This window comes from Leifsonia sp. McL0618 (genome assembly GCF_049994905.1).
In the GTDB taxonomy this organism is placed as follows: Bacteria; Actinomycetota; Actinomycetes; order Actinomycetales; family Microbacteriaceae; genus Diaminobutyricibacter.
This window is the reverse complement of record NZ_CP188258.1, coordinates 66,575-91,291: the sequence shown is the minus strand read 5'-3', so window position 1 is coordinate 91,291 and position 24,717 is coordinate 66,575. Positions and strand designations below refer to the sequence as shown.

General features: G+C 66.5%; 23 protein-coding genes and 1 pseudogene. 10 read left to right on the top strand and 14 right to left on the bottom strand.

All coding sequences use genetic code 11. From position 1 onward, the window contains the following. Positions 1 to 86 precede the first annotated feature (86 nt). On the top strand, positions 87 to 758 hold the full coding sequence (locus ACPPVQ_RS00450; RefSeq protein WP_426517496.1) for a TetR/AcrR family transcriptional regulator: 672 nt from the start codon (positions 87 to 89) through the stop codon (positions 756 to 758). A gap of 29 nt (positions 759 to 787) precedes the next feature. On the opposite strand, the gene ACPPVQ_RS00445 is transcribed toward ACPPVQ_RS00450, so the two are convergent. Then, the gene (locus ACPPVQ_RS00445) at positions 788 to 1,264 is read right to left on the bottom strand and encodes an Lrp/AsnC family transcriptional regulator (protein ID WP_426517494.1); all 477 of its coding nucleotides are present in this window, start codon (positions 1,262 to 1,264) and stop codon (positions 788 to 790) included. A 219-nt stretch (positions 1,265 to 1,483) separates the two neighbouring features. Between ACPPVQ_RS00445 and ACPPVQ_RS00440 the strand changes: the two are divergent. Further along, positions 1,484 to 3,833, top strand: a pseudogene (locus ACPPVQ_RS00440) (transketolase-like TK C-terminal-containing protein). Positions 3,834 to 3,869: 36 nt separating this feature from the next. Here the strand turns inward: ACPPVQ_RS00440 and ACPPVQ_RS00435 are convergent. The 4 genes from ACPPVQ_RS00435 to ACPPVQ_RS00420 are packed head-to-tail and all read right to left on the bottom strand — an operon-like array spanning position 3,870 to position 7,827. Further along, positions 3,870 to 4,748, bottom strand: a complete 879-nt coding sequence (locus ACPPVQ_RS00435) for an SDR family oxidoreductase (RefSeq protein WP_426517492.1) — start codon at positions 4,746 to 4,748, stop codon at positions 3,870 to 3,872. Then, positions 4,745 to 5,617 (bottom strand): fumarylacetoacetate hydrolase family protein, encoded by an 873-nt coding sequence (locus ACPPVQ_RS00430; RefSeq protein ID WP_426517490.1) that lies wholly within the window; start codon positions 5,615 to 5,617, stop codon positions 4,745 to 4,747. The genes ACPPVQ_RS00435 and ACPPVQ_RS00430 overlap by 4 nt, the downstream gene beginning before the upstream one ends. 24 nt (positions 5,618 to 5,641) lie before the next feature. Further along, positions 5,642 to 7,219: an FAD-dependent monooxygenase gene (locus ACPPVQ_RS00425; RefSeq protein ID WP_426517488.1), complete on the bottom strand. Its 1,578-nt coding sequence runs from the start codon at positions 7,217 to 7,219 to the stop codon at positions 5,642 to 5,644. Further along, positions 7,216 to 7,827 carry a VOC family protein gene (locus ACPPVQ_RS00420; protein ID WP_426517486.1) on the bottom strand — a complete coding sequence of 204 codons (612 nt, stop codon included), beginning with the start codon at positions 7,825 to 7,827 and terminating at the stop codon, positions 7,216 to 7,218. Before ACPPVQ_RS00420 ends, ACPPVQ_RS00425 begins: the two co-directional genes overlap by 4 nt. Positions 7,828 to 7,954: 127 nt before the next feature. Here ACPPVQ_RS00420 and ACPPVQ_RS00415 point away from each other — a divergent pair, with 127 nt between their 5' ends. From ACPPVQ_RS00415 to ACPPVQ_RS00390, 6 genes are all read left to right on the top strand, one after another. Further along, positions 7,955 to 8,641, top strand: a complete 687-nt coding sequence (locus ACPPVQ_RS00415) for a GntR family transcriptional regulator (protein WP_426517484.1) — start codon at positions 7,955 to 7,957, stop codon at positions 8,639 to 8,641. A gap of 110 nt (positions 8,642 to 8,751) precedes the next feature. Then, the gene (locus tag ACPPVQ_RS00410) at positions 8,752 to 9,177 is read left to right on the top strand and encodes a hypothetical protein (protein ID WP_426517482.1); all 426 of its coding nucleotides are present in this window, start codon (positions 8,752 to 8,754) and stop codon (positions 9,175 to 9,177) included. 39 nt (positions 9,178 to 9,216) lie between these two features. After that, complete coding sequence (locus ACPPVQ_RS00405; RefSeq protein ID WP_426517480.1) at positions 9,217 to 10,113, top strand: alpha/beta fold hydrolase; 897 nt, start codon at positions 9,217 to 9,219, stop codon at positions 10,111 to 10,113. Then, positions 10,110 to 11,177 carry an amidohydrolase family protein gene (locus ACPPVQ_RS00400; RefSeq protein ID WP_426517478.1) on the top strand — a complete coding sequence of 356 codons (1,068 nt, stop codon included), beginning with the start codon at positions 10,110 to 10,112 and terminating at the stop codon, positions 11,175 to 11,177. The genes ACPPVQ_RS00405 and ACPPVQ_RS00400 overlap by 4 nt, the downstream gene beginning before the upstream one ends. 41 nt (positions 11,178 to 11,218) lie before the next feature. After that, positions 11,219 to 12,172, top strand: a complete 954-nt coding sequence (locus ACPPVQ_RS00395) for an amidohydrolase family protein (RefSeq protein WP_426517476.1) — start codon at positions 11,219 to 11,221, stop codon at positions 12,170 to 12,172. After that, positions 12,162 to 13,634 (top strand): aldehyde dehydrogenase family protein, encoded by a 1,473-nt coding sequence (locus tag ACPPVQ_RS00390; protein ID WP_426517474.1) that lies wholly within the window; start codon positions 12,162 to 12,164, stop codon positions 13,632 to 13,634. The genes ACPPVQ_RS00395 and ACPPVQ_RS00390 overlap by 11 nt, the downstream gene beginning before the upstream one ends. A gap of 36 nt (positions 13,635 to 13,670) precedes the next feature. On the opposite strand, the gene ACPPVQ_RS00385 is transcribed toward ACPPVQ_RS00390, so the two are convergent. Genes ACPPVQ_RS00385 through ACPPVQ_RS00375 form a run of 3 tightly spaced genes read right to left on the bottom strand, consistent with a single transcriptional unit; the run spans position 13,671 to position 18,182 of the window. Continuing rightward, a complete protein-coding gene (locus ACPPVQ_RS00385; RefSeq protein ID WP_426517472.1) occupies positions 13,671 to 14,951 on the bottom strand; it encodes an acyl-CoA dehydrogenase family protein in 1,281 nt (426 codons plus the stop codon). Then, positions 14,948 to 17,272, bottom strand: a complete 2,325-nt coding sequence (locus ACPPVQ_RS00380; RefSeq protein WP_426517470.1) for a CocE/NonD family hydrolase — start codon at positions 17,270 to 17,272, stop codon at positions 14,948 to 14,950. Before ACPPVQ_RS00380 ends, ACPPVQ_RS00385 begins: the two co-directional genes overlap by 4 nt. 13 nt (positions 17,273 to 17,285) lie before the next feature. Then, positions 17,286 to 18,182, bottom strand: a complete 897-nt coding sequence (locus tag ACPPVQ_RS00375) for a quinone oxidoreductase family protein (protein WP_426517468.1) — start codon at positions 18,180 to 18,182, stop codon at positions 17,286 to 17,288. A gap of 226 nt (positions 18,183 to 18,408) precedes the next feature. Between ACPPVQ_RS00375 and ACPPVQ_RS00370 the strand changes: the two genes are divergently transcribed. Continuing rightward, on the top strand, positions 18,409 to 19,566 hold the full coding sequence (locus ACPPVQ_RS00370) for a DUF3500 domain-containing protein (RefSeq protein WP_426517466.1): 1,158 nt from the start codon (positions 18,409 to 18,411) through the stop codon (positions 19,564 to 19,566). 55 nt (positions 19,567 to 19,621) lie between these two features. Beyond that, positions 19,622 to 20,320, top strand: coding sequence for a FadR/GntR family transcriptional regulator (locus ACPPVQ_RS00365; protein ID WP_426517464.1), 699 nt, complete (start codon positions 19,622 to 19,624; stop codon positions 20,318 to 20,320). On the opposite strand, the gene ACPPVQ_RS00360 is transcribed toward ACPPVQ_RS00365, so the two are convergent. From ACPPVQ_RS00360 to ACPPVQ_RS00335, 6 genes are read right to left on the bottom strand one after another with little or no spacing between them, the layout of a single operon-like run. Continuing rightward, positions 20,321 to 21,202 carry an SDR family oxidoreductase gene (locus tag ACPPVQ_RS00360; protein ID WP_426517462.1) on the bottom strand — a complete coding sequence of 294 codons (882 nt, stop codon included), beginning with the start codon at positions 21,200 to 21,202 and terminating at the stop codon, positions 20,321 to 20,323. After that, the gene (locus tag ACPPVQ_RS00355) at positions 21,199 to 22,068 is read right to left on the bottom strand and encodes a fumarylacetoacetate hydrolase family protein (protein ID WP_426517460.1); all 870 of its coding nucleotides are present in this window, start codon (positions 22,066 to 22,068) and stop codon (positions 21,199 to 21,201) included. The genes ACPPVQ_RS00360 and ACPPVQ_RS00355 overlap by 4 nt, the downstream gene beginning before the upstream one ends. Positions 22,069 to 22,079: 11 nt before the next feature. Further along, positions 22,080 to 22,421 (bottom strand): cupin domain-containing protein, encoded by a 342-nt coding sequence (locus tag ACPPVQ_RS00350; RefSeq protein WP_426517458.1) that lies wholly within the window; start codon positions 22,419 to 22,421, stop codon positions 22,080 to 22,082. Next, positions 22,418 to 23,713 carry a bifunctional 3-(3-hydroxy-phenyl)propionate/3-hydroxycinnamic acid hydroxylase gene (locus ACPPVQ_RS00345; protein WP_426521349.1) on the bottom strand — a complete coding sequence of 432 codons (1,296 nt, stop codon included), beginning with the start codon at positions 23,711 to 23,713 and terminating at the stop codon, positions 22,418 to 22,420. The genes ACPPVQ_RS00350 and ACPPVQ_RS00345 overlap by 4 nt, the downstream gene beginning before the upstream one ends. Before the next feature lie 5 nt (positions 23,714 to 23,718). After that, positions 23,719 to 24,009, bottom strand: a complete 291-nt coding sequence (locus tag ACPPVQ_RS00340) for an FAD-dependent monooxygenase (protein WP_426517456.1) — start codon at positions 24,007 to 24,009, stop codon at positions 23,719 to 23,721. A gap of 23 nt (positions 24,010 to 24,032) precedes the next feature. Continuing rightward, on the bottom strand, positions 24,033 to 24,554 hold the full coding sequence (locus tag ACPPVQ_RS00335; protein ID WP_426517454.1) for a nuclear transport factor 2 family protein: 522 nt from the start codon (positions 24,552 to 24,554) through the stop codon (positions 24,033 to 24,035). Positions 24,555 to 24,717: the final 163 nt, after the last annotated feature.

The following is a 24,717-nucleotide window of genomic DNA, read 5'->3' as shown; positions in this document are numbered from 1 at the left end:
AAGATACCCTCACTGGTGTAGGTTTTCCTAATCGAGGGTGTGTGACGCGCCGAAACGCGTTGATCGAGTCAGGGAGAATGGAAAGCATGGGCTACCCGAAGGGGCGTGCGCGCCGCGAGGAGATCCTCCGCGCTGCCGTCACGGCGTTCGCGAACGCCGGCTACTCGGGCGCTTCCATCCTCGAGATCGCGGCTGCCTGCAACCTCACCCGCGCCGGCCTCCTGCACCACTTCCGGTCCAAAGAGGAACTCCTCATCGCGGTGCTCGACCGCCGGGAGGCAATGGACCGGGACATCTTCCGGGCTTACGATTCGAGTCGTCCTGACGGCCTGGGCGTCCTGCGAGGAATGGTCGCCCTCGCCCGGCACAACGAGACCGTGCCCGGCCTGGTGCAGCTCTACGTCGTCGTCTCCGCCGAGTCGACCTCGCCCACGCACCCGGCCCACGACTACGTCCACGAGAACTATCGCCGCGTCCGCAAGGGAATCGCGTGGGCGCTCCGCGGCGCCAAGCACGCCGGAATCCTCGCCCCGGGTATCGACCCCACCGCGGCAGCAGTCCGGCTTCTCGCACTCGAAGAGGGACTGCAACGCCAATGGCTCGACGACCCGGACGGAATCCCGCTTGCCGCGAGCCTCGAGGCGGCGATCACTGAGTTGATCACTGTTCCGTTGTGGGATGCCGCCACCGAAGACGGGGCGGGTCACCCGCCGGATCGCACGGTCGGCGAGCAACCGACAGCCGCCGTTCCCTCGTAAGCGGTGGCCTACCTCCGCGACGCGCCCCTCTAGTGCGCGGTGGCCCCGATCAACTGCGCGATGCGGTATTCGACGAGTTCCCCCATCACCAGGCCGGTAGTCGTGCGCTTGACTCCCTCGATCGCGAGGATGCGGCCGGCGATCCTGTAGAGGTCGTCCGCATCCCGCGCGACCACATGCACGAGAAGGTCCGCCACTCCGGACAGACCGTGCACCTGGAGCACCTCCGGCACCTCAGCGAGCGTGCCCGAGACGGAGCCGAGCTTGCGCTGCTTGACCGTGGTGATGATGAAGGCCTGCAGCGGAAACCCGAGGAAGGCGGGGTCGATGCGGCGCTCGAACGAGTGAAGCGCCTCCTCCTGGGCATACCGCGCGAGCCGGGCCCGCACGGTGTTACGCGCAAGACCGGTGGCTTCGGAGAGCGCGAGGTTGGTGGCATCCGGATGCGCCACCAGCTCCCTCAGGAGCGCCACGTCGATCGCGTCAGCGGTGTGCGATTTGTCCACAGTGCTCATCCTCTCCAGGCGGATGTGCCGCCGGTTTGATCATTATGCGCATCCTATAGCGACTCTGTTGCGCAGAGCGGGCGCGTCTGTTGCAATTGCGACAAGCGTTGCGCAGCACGCGCGCCCTCAAGCCTTCTCCACAAGAGGAGTACCGCGGCCGTCCGGAGAGTGACCCCGCCTCATGGCGGCCGCCGCCAAACCTCACGTTGTGAAGGATCAATGATGACCACCACCGCCACTGTCGCACCCCAGCCGCCGGCGACACCCGCCGCTCAGACCCCATACGACGAAGCGCTCCGCCAGATCGAGCAGCGCGTGCTCTGGCTCGCGACGTCGATGGTGCACCACGCCAACCGGGTGCGGCCGAACACCTCCGGCTTGAAGGTCGGCGGCCACCAGGCGTCGAGCGCGTCGATGGTCACGATCATGACCTCGCTCTGGTTCGAACAGCTGCGCACTGAGGATCGCGTGTCGGTGAAGCCGCATGCGTCGCCGGTGCTGCACGCCATCAACTACCTGCTGGGGGCGCTGGACGAGCGGTACCTCACCACCCTCCGCCAATTCGGTGGACTCCAGAGCTACCCGAGCCGGTCGAAGGATCCCGACCCGGCGGACTATTCGACCGGGTCGGTCGGCATCGGGGCCACCGCTCCGATCTGGGGTGCGATGTCGCGTCGCTACACCGAGACGCTCACCGGCACGCCCAATCGCGGCCGCCAGTACTCGCTGCTCGGCGACGCCGAACTGGACGAGGGCGCGATCTGGGAGGCCGTGCTCGATTCAGCCGTGCAGGACCTCGGCGAAATCGTCTGGATCGTCGACCTCAACCGGCAGTCGCTCGACCGGGTTGTTCCTAACATCGCCGCAGGCAAGATCGCAAAACTGTTCGACGCCGCCGGATGGCAGGTGATCACCGTGCGGTTCGGTCGACTTCTCGAGGAGCTCATGAGCTGTCCAGGCGGCGATGCCCTGAGGATCCGCATCATCGACATGTCGAACGCCGAATACCAGCGGCTGCTGCGGTGCACGGCCGACGAACTGCGGGTCCGTCTGCCCGGTGGCGGTGAGCGCGCAGCGGAGATCGCCGCGCTGATCGCGGGCATCGACGACGCGACACTGCTGGCGGGCATCCGCAATCTCGGAGGCCACGATCTCGACGCGCTCCGCGACGCGTACGCTCAGATCGACGACTCCCGCCCCACGGTCATCCTCGCGTACACGGTCAAGGGGCACGGCCTGCCGATCGAAGGCCACCCTCAGAACCACTCCTCACTCCTGTCGGTGGAACAGTACGAGGAGCTCGCTTCTGCACTCGGCGAGCGGACGGATGCACCCTGGTCGCGTTTCGCACCCGAATCCGCTCCCGGCATGATCTGCCACGGCACGGCGTCGCGCCTGGAACGCCAGTCCATTGCCGTCAGTCAGCCGCCCGCCGTGCCGACCGACCTCGGCCACACGCCGACCGGATCCGGAACCACGCAGGCGGCGCTCGGTCGCGCGCTGCTCGACCTCAGGAGAGTCGCACCGGATGCCGCCCGTCGCGTCGTCACCGTCAGTCCCGACGTCTCGTCGAGCACCAACCTCGCCGGCTGGATCAACAAGGTCGGAGTCTGGTCGACCACCGAGCGGCGCGACTGGTTCGACGACGACGGGGAGACGCTCCTGCACTGGCGGGAACGGCCCACCGGCCAGCACATCGAACTCGGCATCGCGGAGGTCAACCTGGTCAGCCTCATCAGTGAGCTGGGCACGACGTGGAGCCGCTGGGGCGAGACCCTGTTTCCGATCGGCACCATCTACGACCCGTTCGTCGAGCGCGCACTCGAGCCGTGGTCGTACGGAATGTACGCGGGCGGCCAGTCGATCCTGGTCGGCACACCGTCCGGCGTCACCCTCGCAGCCGAAGGCGGCGCACACCAGTCGATCAAGACGCCGTCGATCGGCCTCGAGCAGCCCGACTGCATCAGCTACGAGCCCGCCTTCGTGGTGGATGTCGAGTGGACCCTCCTGGCGGCGATGGGCCAGCTGGGTCGCCCGGGTGGCAAGTCCGCCTACCTGCGCCTCTCGACGAGGCCGGTCGACCAGAAGCTGGCCGCGGTCCCCGATGACCCGGCCGCGCGTGAACGTCGCCGTCGCCAGGTCGTCGCGGGCGGCTACCTGCTGCGCGCCACCGCCGAGCCCCAGACCACGATCGTGACGATGGGCGCGATGGTGACGGAGGCGCTGGCCGCCGCAGACCGGCTCGCCGGGATGGGCGTTCAGGCCGACGTGGTGTGCGTCACCAGCGCCGGCCTGCTTTTCGAGGCCGCGCAGGCGCGGCACAGCGAATCGGATGCCCCGTCGTGGATCCTCGACCAGGTGTTCCCGTCCGACCGCGCACGGCCCATGGTGACTGTTCTCGACGGCCACCCCCAACACGCTCGCGTTCCTCGCCGGGATCAACCGGGTCAAGGCACGCCACCTCGGCGTCTCACGGTTCGGCCAGGCGGGCGAGCTCGACGCGGTGTACCGCTATCACGGCATCGACGTCGACAGCATCGTGCGTGCCGCCCTCGACCTGGTGGGGTAAGCAGAGGGTTCTGAGCGGGGTAACGATGTGGTGCGGCTAGGTGGTGCTCTGCGTGAAGCTGTTCCACTCTCTTGTCACGAATGTCTCGTAGCTCGTCGGTTGCCGGCCCAGCAGCCAGGTGAGGACGTTCGGGTTCCCGATGAAGTCGTGAGCGCTGTAGCGAGCCGAGATCGATCGCAGTACAGCGAGCTGGTGGGGGGCGTCGGCCGGGTCGCGCTCCCCCAGCCATGCCCTGGCGTAGGTGTCGGCGTCGATCTCGCGAACGTCGATGGAACGGCCCATCACGCCGGCGATGACGTCGCGCAGCTCGAAGGCCGTGAACCTGCCCGGCGCGACGAGTTCGTAGGTCGCTCCTGCGTGTCGTTCGGGATCGCTCAGGGTCATGACGGCGACATCGGTGACGTCGTCGAGATCCACCAGCGACTGGCGCCGATCGAGCGACCACGACAACTCGAAGACGCCTCGCTCGAACGCCGGGCGGAGCTTGAGCGGCAGCATGAAGTTCGACGGCTGCAGGATCGTGAACTCGAGGTCAGACGAGAGGAGGCGCTCCTCGACGTCCCGCTTGATCTCGTGCTGCACCAGATCGGTGACGATCGAGTGGAGCACGGAGCTGAAGACGAAATGCTCGACGCCCGCCGCGCGTGCAGCGTCGATGATCGCGAAGCCCATTCCTCGTTCATCCGGGTGCAGGGTCGGTCCGACGTGATAGATCGCCCGGATGCCGTCCACGGCCTGGGCGATCAGGCGCGGGTCTGCTGCGTCACCGACCAGCACATCGTCGACTCCGAGCGCGCGCAGGTGGGCCGCAGACGCCTCTGACTGGACGAGTGCCCGAACGGGCTCGCCCGCCGCGATCAGCTTCGGGACGAGCATCCGCCCCTGGTTGCCGTTCGCGGCGGTGACAAGGATCACGCGGCGTCGCCTGCGACGAAACGCTGGGTGATCGTTCCGATGCCCTCGATTTCGGTGACAAGGGTCTCCCCTGCGACGAGGAACCGCTTCGGGTCCATCCCAGCGCCGACGCCGGACGGCGTGCCCGTGAAGATGAGATCTCCCGGAAGAAATTCGATGACCTCTGACAGTCGGCTGACGAGGTCATCGACCGTGAAGATCAGTTGTTCGGTGTTGCCACGCTGCACAGCGGTCTCGGTACCGTCGGGCGAGACGATCGTCGTGGAGATCGCAAGGCGCCGCGGGTCTGCGAACTCGTCGAGTGTGACGAGCACAGGCCCCGTCGGTGCGAAGCCCTCGTACGACTTGCCCATGCTGAACTGCGCCGGCTGGCCGAGCCATTGGACGGTGCGCTCCGAGAGGTCCTGCCCGACGGTGTAGCCCGCGATGTGTTCGCGCGCCCTCTCGATCGGGATGTGCCGACCGCCACGACCGATCACGACCACAAGCTCGGCCTCCCAGTCCACGGTGTCCCCCGGAAGCCGCACCACGGTCGACGGCCCGCTCACCGACGAGGCGAACTTGGTGAAGACGACTGGGTACTCCGGGATGGCGAGGCCTGACTCCGCCGCGTGATCGGCGTAGTTGAGCCCGACGCCGATCACCTGGCGCGGGCGCGGTGACGGCGCACCGAGCTCCGCGTCACCGACTGGCGCAGCATCAGGATGCCCTCCGACGTCGATCGAGCCGGCCCACTCGGTAAATTCGTCCCAGCGGGAGAACACGAGAGCGGGGTCTGCGTCGAACCGACCCTCGCTCGCGGACTCCACGTCGAGGATGCGGTCTCCATCGACCAGTACGAGCCGGCCGGCGGTGTTGGCTATGCGCATGCGAGTTCCTTTCGGGGGTGTGCGTCAGTGTGAAGTCGTGAAACCGTGCAGGGCGATGTCGAACGCCGAATCGGGGTCGTCCGAGGGGTCGCCGATCCACGCGATGTGCTGATCGGGACGGACGAGCACGACGCGGTCGTGCGCGACCGGCGGAAAGCCCTCCGCGACAGGGTCGACGTGAACCAGGGGGAGGCCCCGTGCGGCTGCAGCGCGCATCCAGAGATCGGGGTCGCCGCCGAGCACGGTGAACTCCGGCCCGAGAAGGTCGAAGAGCGACTCGCCCGCGGTGTTGCGACTGTGCGGCAGCCTGTTGCCGGGCGCAGCGAGCGGAACGTAGGTTTCCGGCGCCGGCGCCTGGGCCGGAGCATCCGGACCGTAACTGTAGCCCAGCACCAGGCCGAGGCTGTAGAACTCGGCACGTTTGACGTCTTCGATGGCGACAGCGGCCGACGCCCGCGCTTCGGCGCCGGCGTCGCCCTCAGCCATGAGCGCGGGAGTCGTCAGGTCGTGCGAAAGCGCACGCATGTTGCCTGCCGCGAGATCGATCGTCTGCTGGGCGATCGGCCGGCGCTCCGCCTCATAGCTGTCGAGCAGGTCCCGTGGCGCCCATCCGTTCAGGACTGCCGCAAGTTTCCAGGCGAGGTTGACGGCATCTCCGACACCCGTGTTGTAGCCATGGCCACCCCACGGCGGATTCTGGTGTGCGGAGTCGCCGACGAGGAAGACGTGACCCGAACCGTAGGAGTCGGCCAGCAGCATCCGCGCCTGCCACGGATCGGTCGCGAGCACCTCGACGTCGATGTCTGCTCCGACCAGGCCACGCACGATGGCGGCCGCTTCATCGTCATCCGCGATGGACTCGGTCCCGGTCGAGATCGCCCACCACTCCCCGTCGAGCGAAAGCGGGCCGACCACTCCCGGAAACTCCGGGTTCAGCACCCAGTGGTGGATCGCGGGGCGTGCGGGCAGCAGTGATTCGAGCTGAGCGGAACGGAAGGTGATGTTGACGTTCGGCCGGCCGGCTGCTGCGCCCTCGTACCGTGCGCCGAGATTCGCGCGCACGATGCTGCGCGAGCCGTCGGCACCGATGACGTAGTCGGCCTCGACCACCTCGACCGCGCCGTCTGCGTCCTCGATGTGCATCCTGGGCCGATCGCCCGTGATGTCGACTGCGATCACTCGGCTGCCGTAGCGGGTCGACACGAGCGGTCGGCTTTCGAGCATCGCCCGAAGCGCCTCCTCGACCGCGGACTGCGTCACCTGCTGCGCGGCCTCCGCCGTGAGGTCGGAGTCGATCAGCTCGAGTCCGAGGACACCGCTCAGCCTGGTGATCTCATGCCCCCCGGCGGTCGTGCAGAATCGCACCTCGTCTGACCACGCCACAGGGATCGCTGCGCGGGCGCGGATCTCGGCGGCGGCTCCCGTGCGCCGGAACAACTCCATCGAGCGCGCCGACGTGGTCTTTGCACGCGGCCTCGAGTGGTCGACCGCCGTGCGAGGCTCGACGACCAGCGAAGCGATGCCATGATGAGCCAGCTCCAGTGCCGTCGTCAGGCCGACCGGTCCGCCCCCGACAACGACAACGGGAACGTGACTGGTCACCACACCTCGGGCAGGAAGATGTCCTCGGGGATGAACTCAGGCAGGTACTCCCCGGCGCGCGTGCGCTCGTGGATCTCCTGGAACGACAGCCCTGCCTCGCGAGCCGCGACGAGCTTCTCAGGGTCGAACCACGTGCCGATCGGGTTCTCGGCGAACTCCTTGGCGTTGGCGATCCACTCGCTCGAGTCGGCCCAGTCACCGAAGCCGTCGACCTGGATCTCGACGCCGTTGCCGTCCGGGTCCTGGTAGTAGACGGACATCGTGATGCCGTGGTCGAGCTGCAGGAAGGGCTTGATGCCGTGATCGCGCAGCCGGATGTAGTTGTTGATCCACATGTCGAACGTGTGGAACTCGAAGGCCGTGTGGTGGATGCCCGTCTCGTGGCCCTTGTCCGTCGGGTGCTTGAGCCCGGGGGGTGAGAGGAAGGCGATGCGGTGATTCGCCTCGTCGTTCGTCAGCCACGACGCCTCGTCGCTCTGGAAGACAGGCCGGAGGCCACAGACGAGTCCGTACCACTCCACCATCTGGTTCATGCGCAGCGTGGTGAAGGTGGTGTGGTGCAGCTTAGGAGGGTTAGCCGGCCAGCTCGCGGCTTTGTTCTCTGGCATATGGTCTCTCCTTTGAGATCAGGGTGAGGTGGAGGTAGGGTATATCCTATACTCCACCACGGGCGCGTACCCAACACCCTCTCGGCGACGTGGCACGATGTGAAGAGGCGAAAGCGAGGAGAGCTGCGTGGCGATTCAGGGACAGGTGCGCTCGATAGCATCCGCGAACAACTCAGCCGTCGACCTGGTGACGGCCGAGATCCGACGTGCCGTCCTCACAGGCGCCCTGCCCGCGGGCGCCGAGTTCTCCATCCGCGATCTCGCCGAGCAGCTGGGCGTCAGCCACATCCCGATCCGTGAGGCGCTCCGCCGGCTCGAAGGGCAGGGTCTGATCGTGCTGCGTCAGGCCCGCGCTGCAAGCGTCGCCCCGCTCAGTTCAGCCGACCTCAAGGCGATCTACCGCCTTCGTTACGAGGTGGAGCTGCCGCTCGCCGGCGCCTCCGCCGGAAAACGCTCACAGCCAGAAGTCGCCGAACTCGACGCGCTGCTCGAGGCGAGCCGCGATCTCGACCCCGAGGTCGCCTGGCAGGGGCACTACGACTTCCACCAGGCCCTGGTCCACCCGGCCGCCAACGAGTGGGACGACCGCGTGCTGCACACGCTCTGGTTCGCGGCCGAGCGCTACACCCACCTCGTCTTCGACCCGACGCGCATCACCGAGGAAGAACGCGCCCGCCGCTACGAGACCCACCGGATCCTGCGCGATGCCGCGCTTGTCGACGACCCTGACGCCATGGCCGAAGCGCTCCGCGTGCACCTGAGCACCAACGAGAGTCGCATCCTCGACTACATCTGCCCTCTCGAGGAGCACTGACACCTGCGGAACCCGCGGGTTGTGCCCGACGCTGAAATCACTTAGCATGCGGAATATATCGTAGAGAGTAGCGAGGCCTGGATGTCGGTTCCGATTTTCGGAGTGCGCGCGTGAGCGACTGCCTCCCCTGTGACCTCGAAGAGGCGGATGCAGCGCGCATCGTCTACCGCGACGAGACCTGGTCGTGCGAGATCGCCGATGGATACGACGTTCCCGGATGGTTCATTCTGCGGCTGCGCCGCCACGCCGAAGGATGGGCAGGCCCCTCCGCAGACGAACTCGCCGGGTTCGGACCCCTGTCGCAGCGACTGGTCGCCGGCATCGAGGAGGCGACGGGCGCACCAACGGTGTACTTCATGAGCTTCGGCGAGAACTACCCGCACTTCCACTTCCTCGTCATCGCCCGTCCCGCCGACCTTCCGGCCGAGCTCAAGGGTGCGGCGATCCTGGCGCGCCGCGCTGATCATCGCGACCTCGCTGCGTCACTCGACGTCGGCGCGGAGGTGCGCGCCGCACTGTCCGTCCCCCACCTCTGACGAACCCTAACCCCACACCCTCAACCCGAAAGGACGACGATGTCCACTCCACTCACCCACTCCGTGCACGGCTCGGGAGCAGCATCCGGCTTCACATTCAGCGGCCGTACCAACATCGGTGACGACCTCGAGATCCGCCCGGATGCCCCGCTGATCATCGCGCTGCACGGCGGCACGTACTCCTCGGAGTACTTCGACATTCCCGGCCACTCCCTCCTCGACATCGCCACCGAGCGAGGCATCCCGGTCATCGCACTCGACCGGCCCAACTACGTCGACTCCACACCACTGACGTCGGACGGATCGATCATCCTCGCCAACGCTGAGGTCATCGGTGATGCCATCGGCTCGCTCTGGGAGCAGTACGGCACGGGTACCGCCGGTGTTGTCCTCGTCGCCCACTCCATCGGAGGCGCTGTCGCGACGTCGATCGCGGCGACCCCCCAGTCATGGCCGCTGCTCGGGCTCGCGACGTCCGGATGCCTCGTGCGCGTGCCGGCGGAGTCCGCCGGAGCGTGGGCGGCACTGCCTCCCATCCCGATGATCGACCTGCCGGTTCAGATGAAGGACCAGCTCATGTTCGGGCCGGCCGATACCTACGACGAGACAATGCCCGCCGCGAGCTACCCCTCGAACACCCTGGTGCCCAAGGCCGAACTGCTCGACATCACCGGCGGGTGGATCGAACGGCGCGCCGAGACCTGCGGCCGTGTCACCGTGCCGGTACATCACCGCCAGGCGGAGTTCGATCACCTCTGGGTGACCAGCCAGGACGAGGTCGACGAGTACCGCTCCGGATTCACGTCGGCGGCATCCGTCGACGCTCAGTTGCAGCTCGGCGCGGGTCACTGCATCGACTTCCACCGCCCGACCGCCGAATTCCAGAACGGCGAACTGGACTTCGCCCTGCAGTGCGCTGCCAAGGTGTCGGCGTGACTCGTACCGTCCTCCGAGGAGTCCGCGTCTATCGTGACGATGCCTTTGGTGTGCCCGAAGATGTCGTGATCGACGGCGACGTCATCGGAACGGATGCCGACGGCGCAGAGGAGGTCGCTTCGGGCGGCTACCTCATCCCGGGCCTCATCGACTGCCACATCCACCTGTCCGGGCGCGAGACCTTGGAGGCGCTTTCCGCTTACGGCGTTACGACGGGGCTCGACATGAGCTCGCCACCTCCCCTCGTCGACGCGTTGCGCGGGTTGAGCGGGGTCACCGACATCCGCAGTCCGCTGATGGCAGCGACCTCCCCGGCGAGCGCCCACGCTGAGCGCCTGAAAGCGATTCCGGCAGCTCAGCAGGCGCTCGTCGCCGGGGCGGCGGATGCGGATGCCTGGGTTGCGCACCATGCAGCGCAGGGAGCCGACTACATCAAGATCGTCATCGACCTTCCCGGCTTCGACCAGGAGACCGTCGACGCTCTGGTCACCGCTTCGCATGCGCGCGGTCTGCAGGTCGTGGCCCACGCGTCGCGACGGGATGCGGTCGACATGGCCCAGAGGGCCGGCGTGGACATCCTGACCCACGCTCCCCTCGATGCGCCGATCGAGGCCGCCCAGGCTTCCGAACTCGTGGCTGCCGGCACTGTGATCGTGCCGACACTCACGATGATGCAAGGCATCGTCGACCGGCTGGCGGCTGCGGGCATCCCCGGCCCGAGATACGCCCCGGCACGCGAGTCGGTTGCAGCCCTCAGGGCGGCAGGTATGACGATCCTCGCGGGCACCGACGCCAACGCGACCCCGGCGGCACCGGCTTCGCCGCCGTTCGGCGTGAGCCTGCACGACGAGCTCGGGCTGCTGGTGCGCGCCGGACTCACTCCGGTCGAGGCGTTGAATGCGGCGACGTCACTGGCGGCGCGGCAGTTCGGGCTCGACGATCGTGGTCGTATCGCCCCAGGCCTCCGTGCCGACCTCGTACTTCTCGACAGTGACCCCACCGCTGACATCGCCAACACCCGTTCCATCACTTGCGTGTGGTGTGCGGGTGTTCGTCGGGTCTGACAGGCGCCATTCGCCGATCCACCCAACGACGGGAGAGTTCGATGAAGATCATCGCCATCGAAGAGCACATGCTTCCCCGGGACATCATCGAGTCTGCCGGCCTCGACCTGGGCCTGCGTGCCGGCAAGCGGGCGGCACAGCTCGACGACCTGGGCGAAGGCCGCCTGAAGGTCATGGACGATGCGGGGATCGACATCCAGGTCCTCTCCGCCCTGAGCTACTTCGTCAAGGACCTCGATTCTGCGCAGTCCCTCGAGGTGAACCGTCAACTCAACGACCGCATGGCGCAGACCGTGTCGACGTATCCGGACCGATTCCGGGCGTTCGCGGCGTTGCCCATGACCGATCCCGCGGCAGCCGTGGCGGAGCTCACCCGCTGTGTTGAGGAGCTCGGCTTTCTCGGCGCCATGATTCACGGCCAGACCCGCGGCGTCTTTCTCGATCACCCATCGGTACGGCCGATCCTCGCGGCCGCCGCTCGACTCGATGTGCCGATCTACCTGCATCCCGCGCCCCCGCCGGCAGCGGTGTTCGACTCCTACTACTCCGGCCTGCCAGCGGAGGTCAGTGCGTGCCTGTCGACATCGGGATGGGGCTGGCACTCGGAGACCGCGATGCACGTACTCCGGATGGTCGTAGCAGGGGTGTTCGAAGAGCTGCCGGACCTCAGGATCGTCATCGGGCACATGGGCGAGGGGCTGCCGTTCCACCTCGATCGCATCGAGGACATGCTCACTCCCGTCGTGACCGGACTGTCATCGACCGTCGCCGAGACGCTGCGACGGAACCTGTACCTCACGACATCGGGCTACAACTCGGATGGGCCCCTGCTCTGCGCTCTCTCCGCGTTCGGAGTGGATCGCGTTCTGTTCTCGGTCGACCACCCGTTCGCCGACAGCAAGCGGGCGACGACCTACCTCGAGTCCGCACCCGTGAAAGATAGCGATCGAGAGCGGATCGCCCACGGCAACGCCGAATCGCTCCTTGGCATCTGAGATGGGCACCATCGTGACAACACATTTCATCAACGGCGAATGGACGCTGCCCGGGGGACCCACATTTCCCGTCGTCAATCCGTTCAACGGCGAGCTCGTCGCGGAGGCTGCTGCCGGCGGCGCAACGGAGGCCGCAGCCGCGGTTGCTGCGGCGGCGGCGTCTTTCCCCGCATGGGCCGACATGACTCCTGGTGCGCGCCAACGGCTCTTCCTCAGGGCGGCCGACATCGTCGAGCGCAGGACCGAGGAACTGGTCCATCTGATGGCCGTCGAAGGCGGAGCCAGCCGGGCCTTCTCCACATTCCAGATCCGCTTGTCGGCGGCGATGCTGCGCCAGGCGGCGAGCTGGGGCTACCTGCCGGCGGGCGATGTCCTGCGCAGCGACACCCCCGGCAGGATCGCGATGGTCACGCGCAAACCGCTCGGCGTCGTCGCCGGCTTCACTCCGTGGAACGGAGCGTTCTACCTGGCGTGGCGAACCTTCCTGCTGCCCATGGCTTTCGGTAACACGACCGTCATCAAGCCGTCGGAACTGGCGCCCAGGTCGGCTGGGCTGATCCACGCCGAGATTCTCGAAGAGGCCGGATTTCCCGCAGGTTCGTTCAATGTTGTCACGCACGCGCCCGGGGAGGCGGCCTCGATCGCCGACGTCTTCTTCGAGAGCCCCGCGGTGCGCTGCATCAACTTCACCGGCTCGGACAAGACCGCTCGCATCCTCGGCGAGCGGGCCGGCAGGGCGCTGAAGCGCATGGTCCTGGAGCTCGGCGGGTTCAACCCGGTCATCATCCTCGAAGACGCGGACCTCGCGGAATCGATCAGGGCCGTGACCTTCGGCGCATTCCTCCATCAAGGCCAGGTCTGCATGAACTCGCGCAAGGTGTACGTCGCCCGATCGATCCACGACGAGTTCGTCTCCGGCCTCGCCGACCGGGTTCGAGCGCTCAAGATGGGCGACCCGACAGACCCGGAGGTCATCATCGGACCACTGATCGATGATCGTGCAGTCGACCAGATCGAAGTCCGGGTCCGGGACGCGCTGGATCGGGGTGCGACCCTGGTCACCGGCGGGACCCGTGAGGGGCGGGTGTACGCGCCCACGATCCTCACCCACGTGCCACCGGATGCGATCTGCACGACCGGGGCCGACGAAACGTTCGGTCCACTGCTGGTCGTCGACCAGTTCGACGACCCCGAGGTCGCTCTGCGCGACGCACAGGACACCCCGTACGGACTGAGCGCCTCGATCATGACGCGCGACCGCGCGCGCGGTCTGGAGATGGCCCAGCGCTTCGACGCAGGCATAGTCCACGTGAACGCGCCGACCATGGCCAGCGAAGCCGCGCTGCCCGTCGGCGGAGTCAAAGACAGTGGATGGGGCCGCTCCGGCTACTACGCGGTCGAAGATTTCACGGAGCTCCGGATGACGACGATGAGCAGCGAACCCGGTAGGTATCCTTTCTGAACCCGCGCGGCCTGACGCGTCCCGCCCGTCCAGCCGCTAACTGCCTGCCTTGGCCGCGGTCGGCGCAAAGCGGTCCAAGGTGGTGATGCCCGCGAACTGGTGCGGCTGCAGCCCAGCCATCAGCCGTCCGTAGTTCTCGGAGAGTGCCTCGAGGTTCAGCGCGCCGTGCAGGGTGATGATGCGCGCATCCCGCCAAGATCGTTGGATGGGCTCGAAGTCCATGATCGCTGTGGACCCTGAGTTCCGCTGAAGAAGCTCGATCGCCTCGGCGCACCACTTGGCCCCATACGCCGTCTCGACGAGCACACGCGCGCTGAACTTCTGCATGTATTCGGGATCGGCCGGCTCTCCGGCCGCGGCGAGCGCGCCGAGCCGGTCGGTCTCTTCCGCGTTTGCGCGCGTCATCAGGATCGCCGATTGGATCTTGGAGTGCACCTCCGCGAGCATCAGGTGGGTCAGCGGCGCCTCGAGTTGATTCTTGTAGGTGGTGCCGCGGATGGGACGGCCGGCGGAGCGCTCCAGGAAGCGTTCGAGCGCGCCCTGGGCGATCCCGATCGACATTCCGGCCATCAGGCTGAATGACCAACCGAGCGATGGCGCCTTCCAGATCGATCCCGAGAGCCCGCTCTCGATCGCACCCGAGGTGATCTGACGGAAATCGACGCCTCGGTAATCTGGCACGAACAGCTCGTCGCCCTCGAGGGTGATGGAGACGCTTCCGGTGCCGCGCATGCCGGCGACTTTCCAGTCGTCGAGGAAGCGGAGCTGGTCGATCGGGACCTGCAGTCCCACCAGGTACGGTCCCTCGCCATCGTCGGCGATGCATCCGAGGTTGGTGAACGGTGTCCAGAGCGAGTCGCTCCCGAAGGTCCACGGACCGCCCGAGACGATCCAGCCGCCGTCCACCTTCTTCGCGCGCCCGCGCGAGGCGGGGAAGTGGCTGGAGCCGGCTACGCGCGGGCCGACCCAGGGTGAGCCGTAGACCTCTTGGATGACCTGAGGTCCCATTCCGGCGGGGATCCAGTTCGTCGAGGCGCCCGCCCAGGCGATCCACCCGGCCGAGCCATCCCACTTCGACACTTCGATGATGACGTCGAGTTGCTGTCGAACGGTGAGTTCGTCTCCCCCGTATTCGGCGGGGCTCCCGATGCTGAAGACGCCGGTCGCGTCCAGGTCGGCGATGGTCTCGTCGGAATGGCGTCCGGCGCGTTCCGCTTCGACTGCCCGTTCGCGCAGGGTGGGTCCGAGCGCGCGGACGCTCTCGAGGATCGTCGCAAGTCTCTCGGCGTTGTCTCGCGTGGCAAGCACAGTCGTCATCTCCTGTTTTCGTTCTCTGGCACTATCGGCAGCTGTATGAAGCTGGGATGTTCGGGTCCGGTGTGGATGGTGTTGGTCGCTCCGGCGTGGTAGCTCTCGTCGTACGCCCTCGACGGGATGCCTGCCGGTGAATACGGCTGGATGTCGACCCGCAGCCGGGAGCCCTTGCGGATCAGGGCGGTGCTCGGGTTGATCCCGACCTCGATGTACACGACCTCGCCGCTTTCGAGGGGCTGGTAGTCCGCCTCGAGATGCGTGTGCACGGGCCAGAAGTCGGTCGACCGGTCCTCGTCGAGCGTGCGGTGCGAGACCTTCAGCAGGCCGTGCCCTGCCGGGTGGATGTTCGCCGGGTCGATCGGTGGCACCAGCGACTCATAGCGGATCTCGCGGTCGTTCTCATCGATGATCCGGAGCGAGACGTAGACGTCGAGGTCACTGCTGCTCGATGACACCCACAATCCGGCCTTCATGTAGCCGGCGAGCACCATGTCCTCGGGCATCGGTTCGCTGATGAAGGAGACTCCCGTCGACCACCGCGGCGTGCCGCCGACGTAGCCGGTCGGCGCGGGGATGGGATGACCGCGGTCGAGCTCGGCGTCGTAGCTCGCGGACGCTTCCGCGCTCGGTATGGTCGTGCCGATGCGCAGGATGTCGCTGCGGCGCGCATCCCCGGTCCACTCCGACGGCGTCGCGTCCAGATACCAGCGCAGGTAGGAGGTGCGCGCGATTGGCCATTCGGCTTCCTCGAGAACGTAGTGCGCACCATTGCCGGTGCGCACCTGCACACGCACCGGAGCGCCATCCATCACGTCGTTCTCCTGACCCTTGAGCCAGTGATCGAAGAAGCGCGTGTGTTCGGCGATCGTCGACTGCTTGTAGCTGTGCGGGAACCATGCATCCACGAAATCGAACTTCTTCGCCTGCACCCCAGTCGACCGCCGGAAGGTCTCACTGCTGCCCGCCTGGTGGATCACTACTCCGGTCTGGGGTCCAACGATCCACACGGGCGCGGTCGCCTTCTCGATCTGCGGTTTCATGAAGATCGAGCCCTGCGGGCCGTACGCGGCCGGATCGTCGAATGGGGTCGCGAGCATGCTGGCGAGCCAGTCGGTCTCCTGGCGTTCGCCGTTGTAGTTGTGTCCGGCCATCGCAGCTCGCCACCAGGTCCAGAAGCCCTCGCCGTAGAGGCCGCCGCCGTAGAGGGCCTCGTTGTAGAGGTCGGAGTCGGTTCCGAGCGCGATCATCGCCTTGAGATGCGGTGGCTGCAGGCTCGCGACCGTGTGCTGGGTGATGGCCAGGTACGACATCCCCCAGAGGCCCACGTTGCCGTTCGACCAGGGCTGCGTACCCGCCCACTCGATCGCGTCGTAGTAGTCCTCGGCCTGCTGGACGCTGAACGGCGCCTGCAGCCCCGGGCTGTTGCCGACGCCCCGGGCGTCGACCCGGATGCACACATAGCCTTTCGGAACCCAGACAGAGGAGTCGACGCTCTCGTGGTTCTCGTACTGGAGGCCGTCCGGGTTGCCTGTGAAGTAGCGGTCTTCCAGCTCCTCCTTCTTCTGGGCATCCGCCTCGCTTCCGATCACACCGTGGTCGAAGCTCTTGCCATAGAACCCCTGGTTCATGACCACGGGATGCTGGCCGTCGTCGGCTGGGCGGAAGATGTCGGCGCAGACGTATGACCCATCGCGCAATGGAATCCTCACGTCGGTGAGCTTGATGATGCCGCGAATGTTTCGGCGCAGTTCGTTGCGTGCGGCGGCACCGTTGCGCAGCTTCCGTGGTGTGTTCGCGGTGAAGACGCCGGGCGTGGCGCTGAGCGTGGCGAGCAGTCCGGTGACTGCAGGGTCGCTGGCGAAGGTGATGGTCTGGTCTGTCGAGAAGGCGACCATCGCCGCCGTACCAGGGGCGTTGGCAGCGACGGCCTCAGGATCGATCTCGGCCGCATCAGTGGCGGCCTGGTTGAAATTGAGCGTCAGCGGGCCAACGACCTCGTGGACAACCGGCGCGACCGTTATGCCGTTCTCGTAGTCGCCGTCCTGATCGAGTGTCTGCACCAACCGCGCGAGGTTGGTCACCATCGGGTCGTGGAGCCTGTCGACTTTCCCATCGGCACGATTGACGAGTTCGGCCAGGTTCACCTGCGGAGCCCCGTCGACGGATCCCAGCACCAGCCCGCCGATGAGAAAGGTGACCGCCTCACCGGTTCGATAGTGGAACTCGCCGCGGTCGTTCGTGATGCCGGAGTTCGTCGGCGTCTCGTAACGGAGACCGCGGACCGGCCCGGCGAACACACCGGTGAAGGTGTCGGTCGTGCTCATTGGTTTCTCTCTCTCATCGGGATGGTGCGACGACGTGCTTGGCGTGCGGCGACGTCGCCTGGGCACGCCACGCTGCGGGTAGCTCGGTGAGGGGCACCGACTTGACCACGACATGCAGTTCACCGCGGACGACGGCGCCCCAGATCCAGTTCAGTGCGTCCCGCTTCTCACTCAGGGGTGTGTGCAGACCCGCGAAGCCCGTCATGGTGAGTTGCCTGCCGCGCAGTGTCCCCGCGGGGATCACTGCCGTCGGTCCGGCCTGGTGGCCGACGTTGACGATCCGCGCCCGCTGGGCGCAGGTCTGAAGCGCAGCCTCCAGGGGTGCCCCGTACAGGCAATCAAGGACGACGTCCGCGGATCCGGCCGCTTCACGAATGCGTGTGGCGAGCTCATCGGTAGCCTCGCCGGCGCGGACTTCGACCACGGCGTCGGCGCCAATCGAACGTAGACGCGCCAGCGCCTCGGGGTCGCGGGCGACACCGACGACGCGTCCAGCGCCTCGCTGATGGGCGATCTGCACCGCGAGCTGGCCGACCGCACCGGTCGCTCCGAGGACAAGGACCGTCTCACCGGCGCGGAGTCCGGCGATCTCGACCAGGGGGATGAACGCTGCCACACCGGAGTTGCCGACGGCCGCAGCCTGAACCGGGTCGATGCCCTCGGGCAGAGTCAGCACATCGTCATCCGCGACGAGCACGCGGGTTGCGAATGCTCCCGGGGTGGTCGGCCCGGCATGGCATTCTGCGTAGACCAGCGTGCCCGATGGGTGGCGATCGGAGTCCACCACGACCCCGACGCACTCGCTGCCGGGGACGTACGGGGAATCGTGGCGGACCGAGTGGAAGCCGCCGGAGGCGATCTGCAGGTCGAGTGGATTCAGGGGAGCTGCGATGACTTCAATGAGGCTCATCCCGGGTGCTCGAGCGGGCAACTCGACTCGACCTACGTGCGGTTCGGCGCCCGGGGCATCGATGATTGCCGCATCGATCTGGCCCACGCAAGCTCCTTCGCTTAACATCCATATGGTTGGGATGTTTTGTTGATTATGGACCGGCCCTCCGCGAGTGTCAAGCCGAACCGTTGTGAGTAAACCTTCTCAACCGTTATAGTCTTTTCATGATCAAGGAAGATGCCCGATGACGGCCCGCGACGGGGCGGCCGCGCCGACCCACGAAGACGCACAGACGATCCAGAAACTGCTCGTCGGCGTGATTGGGCTGATCGACACGCTCTCCGCCGAGCAGCGGGCTGCGGCACTGTTCGACTTCGACGATCCTCGGCGACTGGACTGGGACATCATCCCCAAGCCCGACCGGATCGGCGTCTCCCTGCACAATCTCGACCGCCACCAGAAGGTCGTGGTGCTCGAGCTCGTACGGATGAGCGTCTCCTACGAGGTCTTCACCAAGGTCCTCGCCATCATGCAGCTCGAGCATGTGCTGCGCGCACGGGAGGCGGGCTTCCTCGGCGTTGCGGCGCCCCTCTGGCGTACCTCCGATTCGTACTTCCTGAGCATCTTCGGCCGCCCCGGGTTCGAAGACACCTGGTCGCTGCGATTCCTCGGCCATCATGTCTGTCTCAACATCACCGTCGTCAACCAGCGCTGGATCTCGGGTACGCCCAGCGCGCTCGGTCAGCAGCCGGCGATCGGCGCAGGGGTACTGAACCCGATGGCCGACGATGAGGGCCTCGGCTTCCAGCTTCTTGAGTCGCTCACCGACGAGCAGCGCGCGGTCGCCGTCATCCACGACGTCTCGCCCGCCGACTTCGTTTCGCGACAGGTGCCGCTGATCGGCGCTCTCGAGTACCCGGATCACTACGACCTCGGGATGCCCCAGTACCAGATCACGACCGTTGACCGAAAGGCTCTTGCGCTGGTCCGGGCAGAACCATCGGGCATCGGCGCCGACCACCTCGACGCGACGCAGTCGGCAACGCTGAACAGCCTGATCGACACCTACCTGTCGCGGCTTCCTGCAGCAGCGGCTGCCGAATACCGGGCCCAACTCGACGCCGACGGGCCGTCCTCCATCCACTTCGCGTGGGCCGGCGGCTCCGTGCGCGGAGTGCCGCACTACTTCCGCGTACAGACCCGTTCCCTTCTCATCGAGCTGGTCAACGCCGTCGACAGCGGCAATCACATCCATTCGGTGATCCGGGACTTCGAGCACGATTTCGCACACGACTCCCTCCGCGAGCACCAGGCACAGGTCGCCGAACACGGAAGTCACCTCTCCACCCGCACCACGTCGAGCGAAGGAACCGAGCTCACGGCGAACGATTGGTCCTGGTGACCGTAGTGGCCGTGCGAACACGAGTAATCGTTGCGAGGGTTGGTATGGTGAGCGCATGAATACGTTCGCGGCCCAGACACGCGCGAATGTCCTCGCCAGCGAGATCGAGAAGCAGATCCTCGACCGCGAATACAAACCCGGCGAGCTGATCGGCACGATCGACTCGCTCCGGGAGCGTTCCGGGTTCGCACGATCGACCGTCGCCGAAGCGATCCGGCTCCTGGCTGATCGTGGACTCGCCGAGATCCGGCCGGGGCGTGGTGGCGGCCTGTTCGCCACCGCGGCCAGTCCCATGGTGCGCATCAGGCACACGCTGCTCGCGGTCACGGATGCGCCGGCCTCAGTCGCCGAGGCCGTGGCGGTTCGTGAGGCGCTCGAGGTTCTGATCGACATCGACGCAGCAAAGAATCGCACGTCGGCCGACATCTCCGATATGAAGCGCCTGCTCGGCCGACTCACCACGGCTGCCGCCAAGGGCACGACACAATTCCTCCTGGCCAACTGGGACCTGCACGAGCGCATCGCCCTCATCACCCCGAACCAGACGGCGTCGGCGCTCTACCTGTCGATGATGGGGTTCGTACGCGAGCACGCGGTTGCAGCCACCCATGACGACGCACCCGAGACGGCCGCGGAGTGGCTCCAGATCCGCGTCGAGACCCATGAGGAACTGGTCGCGGCGATCATCGACGGTGACGTGCCGCGCGTGAAGAAGGCCGTCGAGAAGCACGCCGGCCTACTACTCACTGACTGATCAGAGTGCGCCGCCCGACGACCATGCTGCGTACCGCGCCCGCACCCAGTCCTTGAACGTCGTCGGGGTCCGTCCGAGCAGCCACGTCAGCACGTTCGGGTTTCCCACGAAATCGTTGCTGCTGTAGCGCGCGGTGATGGCACGCATCGCGCGGAGCTCGTATTCCTTGCTGCTCGGGTCCGCGCCGCCGAGCATCCGTTCTGCGAACGTCTCGGTGGAGATCTCTCGAACCTCGATCGGCCCGGCGATCACCTCCGAGATGATGGCTCCCAGCTCGTGGGCGGTGAAGCGACCGGGCGAGACGAGTTCGTATGTCGCGCCCGCGTGCCGCTCGACATCACTGAGCACCATGGCCGCGACGCCGGTGACGTCTCCGAGATCGACCATCGACTGCCGCCGGTCGAGAGACCACGAGAGCTCGAAGACACCGCGCTCGAATGCGGGTCTGAGTCGGTGAGCGAGCATGTAGTTGGCGGGCTGGAGGATGGTGAACTCCAGTCCCGACGAGAGGAGGTGCTCCTCGATGTCGCGCTTGACCTCATGCTGGATGAGGTCGGTGGTGATTGCGTGCAGGACCGAGCTCATCACGAAATGGCGCACTCCGGCCGAGCGGGCAGCGTCGATGATCGCGAAACCGACTGCTCGTTCGGAAGGCGAGAGCGCCGGGCCGACGTGATAGACCAGTTCGACGCCGCGAACCGCGCGGGCGAGCACGTCCGGTTCCGCGAGGTCGCCGACCACGACATCCGTCACTCCAGCGGCGCGAAGCACGGCTGCGGATGCTTCCGTATGAACGGACGCGCGGACAGGATGCCCTGCGGCGAGCAGCTTGGGAACGAGCTGCCTGCCCTGATTGCCGTTTGCCGCCGTGAGCAGGATCATTCCGCGCGGGCATCCGCAGCACGGTGGCGATGTGAGTTGTCGACGATGGAGTTCGTCACCGTACCGAGTCTCTCGATCTCGACCTCGACGACATCGCCGGGCTTCAACAGCCACGGAGGCGTGCGCGCGTAGCCGACTCCGGATGGCGTGCCCGTGGCGAGGAGGTCACCCGGGTTGACCGTGAACGTCTTCGAGATATACGAGAGCGTCTCGCCCACCCCGTAGATCATCTGCCGCGTGCTTCCTTGCTGCACAACCTCACCGTTGACCCGCGTCTCGAGCTGAAGGCCGTCGCGCAGGTCGCCGACCTCCGCCGCCGGAACCATCGGACCCACTGGCCCTGATCTATCACCGTTCTTGCCGATGATCCACTGGGAGGTCTGCTTCTGAGCCCGGCGCGACGTGACGTCATTGAAGGCCGAGTAGCCGACGACTGCGGCGAGCGCTTCCTCGGGTGTCGCATCCACAAGTGTCGAACCGACCCAGGCCATGACCTCACCCTCCCAGTCGAGTCCGTCCTCACCCGACGGGACCGGGATCTCTGCCCCACCGGATGTCAGCGATGCCGGCCACCGGGCGAACAAGGTGGGGAACTCGGGCAGGCTCTCGTCGCGGAACGAGCCCTCCTTCACGTGGTCGAGATAGTTGAGCCCGACGCAGACGACGCGGGCACTTCTGATGACGGGGGGCACCAGGTCGCCGGGCTGAACCGCGAGGGTCGGTCCGGACGGCGGCTCGGCGAGGAACGTGCCGGGCGAAGCCCAGAAGGTCTCCAGCTCGGCGATGACGTCGACCGTGAGACCGTCCTCGCTCAACGCTCCGACGAGAACGCCTCCATCACTCTGTCTTACACCGACGATTCGCATGTCCCAGCCGCCTAACTCGTCGCCCGGATGACCAGCATGCTGGCAGGCAGGTTCGTGCGGTTCTCGACGCTGCGAACGGTTCCCGGGGTGAAGTGGACGGAGTCGAACACCCCGAGAACGGCCTCCCGTCCCTCGGCCGACATGACGAGCTCGCCCGAGACGATGACGTAGACCGTCTCCGATGGCTGCGGCGCCAGCTCTGCGGCACCACCGGGCAGGTAGTGCGACAAGGCCACTGTGAAGTCGGTTGTCGGCGTTGACTCACCGCCCTGCAGTCGGACCGGTCCCACACCGTTGTGGCCTTCGGGCTGGAATGGTTCGGCGTCGCCGATCCTCGTGACTCGCATGGTCATTGCAGTGCACCTTCCTTGGAGAATTCGTCGCGCAGGGACTGCAGCAGACGCGGAACATCAGCCAGCACACCTGTGCCGTAGATGTAGAAGTCAGGGCGGGAAAGCACCACGCTGCACCCGCGGGCCTCGAACCAGTCGTGGTAGGTGTCGTCGAGGTCGCGAATCGGACCGCTATCGGCGATCTGGGTTGCCGTGCCGCCGATTCCGAGGAACCATTCGCGCAATTCCGGCGACACCTCGGCCAGCGGGTCCTCACCGAGCGCGATGAGCTGCCAGCAGCCACCCACGACGTCGTCGAAAAGACCGGCCACCCCATCCGATTCGACTCGCCCCTGGACCGAGAGCGTTCCCGCGTGATCATCCCCTGTCGCGGTGACCGATGGCACGCCGAGCCGGGGTTGGGGCGGTTCTACCGTCAAGTCGCTCGGATCGTTCAGTTCGGCGCTCATGCGGGCATCGCGTTCCGACGCGCGTACCGGGTCCAGTTCGCAGATGATCTGCCCGAGCGCGACGGCCTCGTCGATGATCTCGCGCACGTGCGTAATGCGCTCGGTGCCGTATGAGTCGAGAATCGACGTCGACGCGCGACCAGACGCGACCATCGAGAGCCGCCAGCTGAGCGCCCGCGCATCCCGGAGTCCGGCACACAAACCCTGACCCAGAAACGGTGGCATCAGGTGCGCGGCGTCCCCTGCGAGGAAGACTCGGCCCCGTCGCCATTCCTTTGCCCACCGTCCGCGGAACGTGTACACGGCGTGACGCTCGAGACGCGCATTCTCTGACGTGACCCCCCAGGGTCGCATCAGGCGCCAGGCCGTTTCGGGCCGGTTCAGCTCTTCGACCGTCACATCGGCCCGGCGCATGAACTCGAACCGGCGCCGGCCGGGTCCGCTCTTCACCGCGGTAGCGGGCTGCGCCGGGTCGCAGTACTGGGTGACGAAAGCATCCCAGTCCCGGTCGACGATCGGCTGATAATCGACGACGAGCCAGTCCGCCTCGAAGTTGGAGTCTGCGCTCTCGATGCCGAGCTGTTCCCGGATTCCGCTGTTCGCGCCATCAGCGGCGATGAGCCACCGGGCCTGGAGCTGCTCGCGCCGGGATTCGTCTCCAGTCCTGGAGACGGTAATCGTGACCGCGTCCTCGTCCTGCGTGACCGATGCTGCAGACCAGCCCCGGCGAAGCTCGACCGTCGGCGACGCGAGCGCCATCGACTCGAGCGCCTCTTCGAGGTCGGGCTGATAGAACCCATTGGTGTTGGCCCAGCCCGACTCTGCAGACCGGTTCCAGTTGATCGCCCTCAGCAGCAGGCCATCGCCGTTGCGGATCTGGTAGCCCCGCGGTCACCGCGCGACGGCTCGAACAGGTCCGCGTGTTCCTGCATGACGCCGGCCGACTGAAGGATGCGCAGGGCCTCGTGGTCGATCGTGCAGGCGCGAGGCATCGGATAGCGCGACGGCCACCGCTCGACGAGCGTGACACGCCATCCGTCGCGCCCGAGAAGGATGGCGGTCACGAGCCCCACGGGACCAGCGCCGACGATCAGAAAATCGACACGCCCGGATGACCCGAACACTGTCGCCTCGTCCACTCGTCTGCCCCGCTCGTGGTCTCTTATTTCCCGGCAATCGCCTTCAGGTAGCCGATGTCGCCCGCCTGGGCGAAGTCATGCAGCACCTTGACGTTCATGTCGGGGTTGTGCTCTTTGTGCTGTTCGGGGACGTTCGGATTGCCTGACCATCCCTGCAGCTTGCAGACGCGGTGACTGATGCGCCAGCCATCCGCAGTGCGCACGACCTCATCGTCGTACCAGCCCGTTCCGGTCCAGGTCGGGCCACCCTCAGCCGCATTGCGCACGAGAAGCCAGTTGCCGTAGCTGAAGGCGTGAGCCCTGTCGCCGTCGACCTCGACCAGGTGGCCCATCATCGTGTGCTGGTGGCTGTCCAGCCGGTCGTGGAATTCGGCGAACGACGCCTTGAAGACCTCGAGTCCTTTCCATCCCGCTCCGGCGGGGCCGAACTCGGCGAGGACGTCGTCCGTGAAGACGCGGTCGAACAGATCCCACTGGTGGGCGTCGAGCGCGAAGGCGTAGAGATTCATGATCTCGATGATCTCGGCCTTGTCGTTTGCGGTCATACGTGAGTCCTCGTCTTTGAGCGGTCCTGGACGCTTCGATCGTGAAGCGATAAACATCGTAACCTTTAGGTTGGTACTATTCCATCATAACCGTTGACATATTTAGATGGAATTGGTTTGATTCACAGAGCGGGCGCCAGAACCGTCGCCCGCCGCTTCCGTC

Bases quoted from the DNA above. Each gene is read 5' to 3' on its own strand.
- ACPPVQ_RS00395 (WP_426517476.1), top strand. From the start codon at position 11,219: ATGAAGATCATCGCCATCGAAGAGCACATGCTTCCCCGGGACATCATC.
- ACPPVQ_RS00370 (WP_426517466.1), top strand. From the start codon at position 18,409: ATGACGGCCCGCGACGGGGCGGCCGCGCCGACCCACGAAGACGCACAG.
- ACPPVQ_RS00385 (WP_426517472.1), bottom strand. From the start codon at position 14,951: ATGACGACTGTGCTTGCCACGCGAGACAACGCCGAGAGACTTGCGACG.
- ACPPVQ_RS00380 (WP_426517470.1), bottom strand. From the start codon at position 17,272: ATGAGCACGACCGACACCTTCACCGGTGTGTTCGCCGGGCCGGTCCGC.
- ACPPVQ_RS00405 (WP_426517480.1), top strand. From the start codon at position 9,217: ATGTCCACTCCACTCACCCACTCCGTGCACGGCTCGGGAGCAGCATCC.
- ACPPVQ_RS00430 (WP_426517490.1), bottom strand. From the start codon at position 5,617: ATGCGCATAGCCAACACCGCCGGCCGGCTCGTACTGGTCGATGGAGAC.
- ACPPVQ_RS00360 (WP_426517462.1), bottom strand. From the start codon at position 21,202: ATGATCCTGCTCACGGCGGCAAACGGCAATCAGGGCAGGCAGCTCGTT.
- ACPPVQ_RS00350 (WP_426517458.1), bottom strand. From the start codon at position 22,421: ATGACCATGCGAGTCACGAGGATCGGCGACGCCGAACCATTCCAGCCC.
- ACPPVQ_RS00420 (WP_426517486.1), bottom strand. From the start codon at position 7,827: ATGCCAGAGAACAAAGCCGCGAGCTGGCCGGCTAACCCTCCTAAGCTG.
- ACPPVQ_RS00365 (WP_426517464.1), top strand. From the start codon at position 19,622: ATGAATACGTTCGCGGCCCAGACACGCGCGAATGTCCTCGCCAGCGAG.
- ACPPVQ_RS00375 (WP_426517468.1), bottom strand. From the start codon at position 18,182: ATGAGCCTCATTGAAGTCATCGCAGCTCCCCTGAATCCACTCGACCTG.
- ACPPVQ_RS00355 (WP_426517460.1), bottom strand. From the start codon at position 22,068: ATGCGAATCGTCGGTGTAAGACAGAGTGATGGAGGCGTTCTCGTCGGA.
- ACPPVQ_RS00335 (WP_426517454.1), bottom strand. From the start codon at position 24,554: ATGACCGCAAACGACAAGGCCGAGATCATCGAGATCATGAATCTCTAC.
- ACPPVQ_RS00450 (WP_426517496.1), top strand. From the start codon at position 87: ATGGGCTACCCGAAGGGGCGTGCGCGCCGCGAGGAGATCCTCCGCGCT.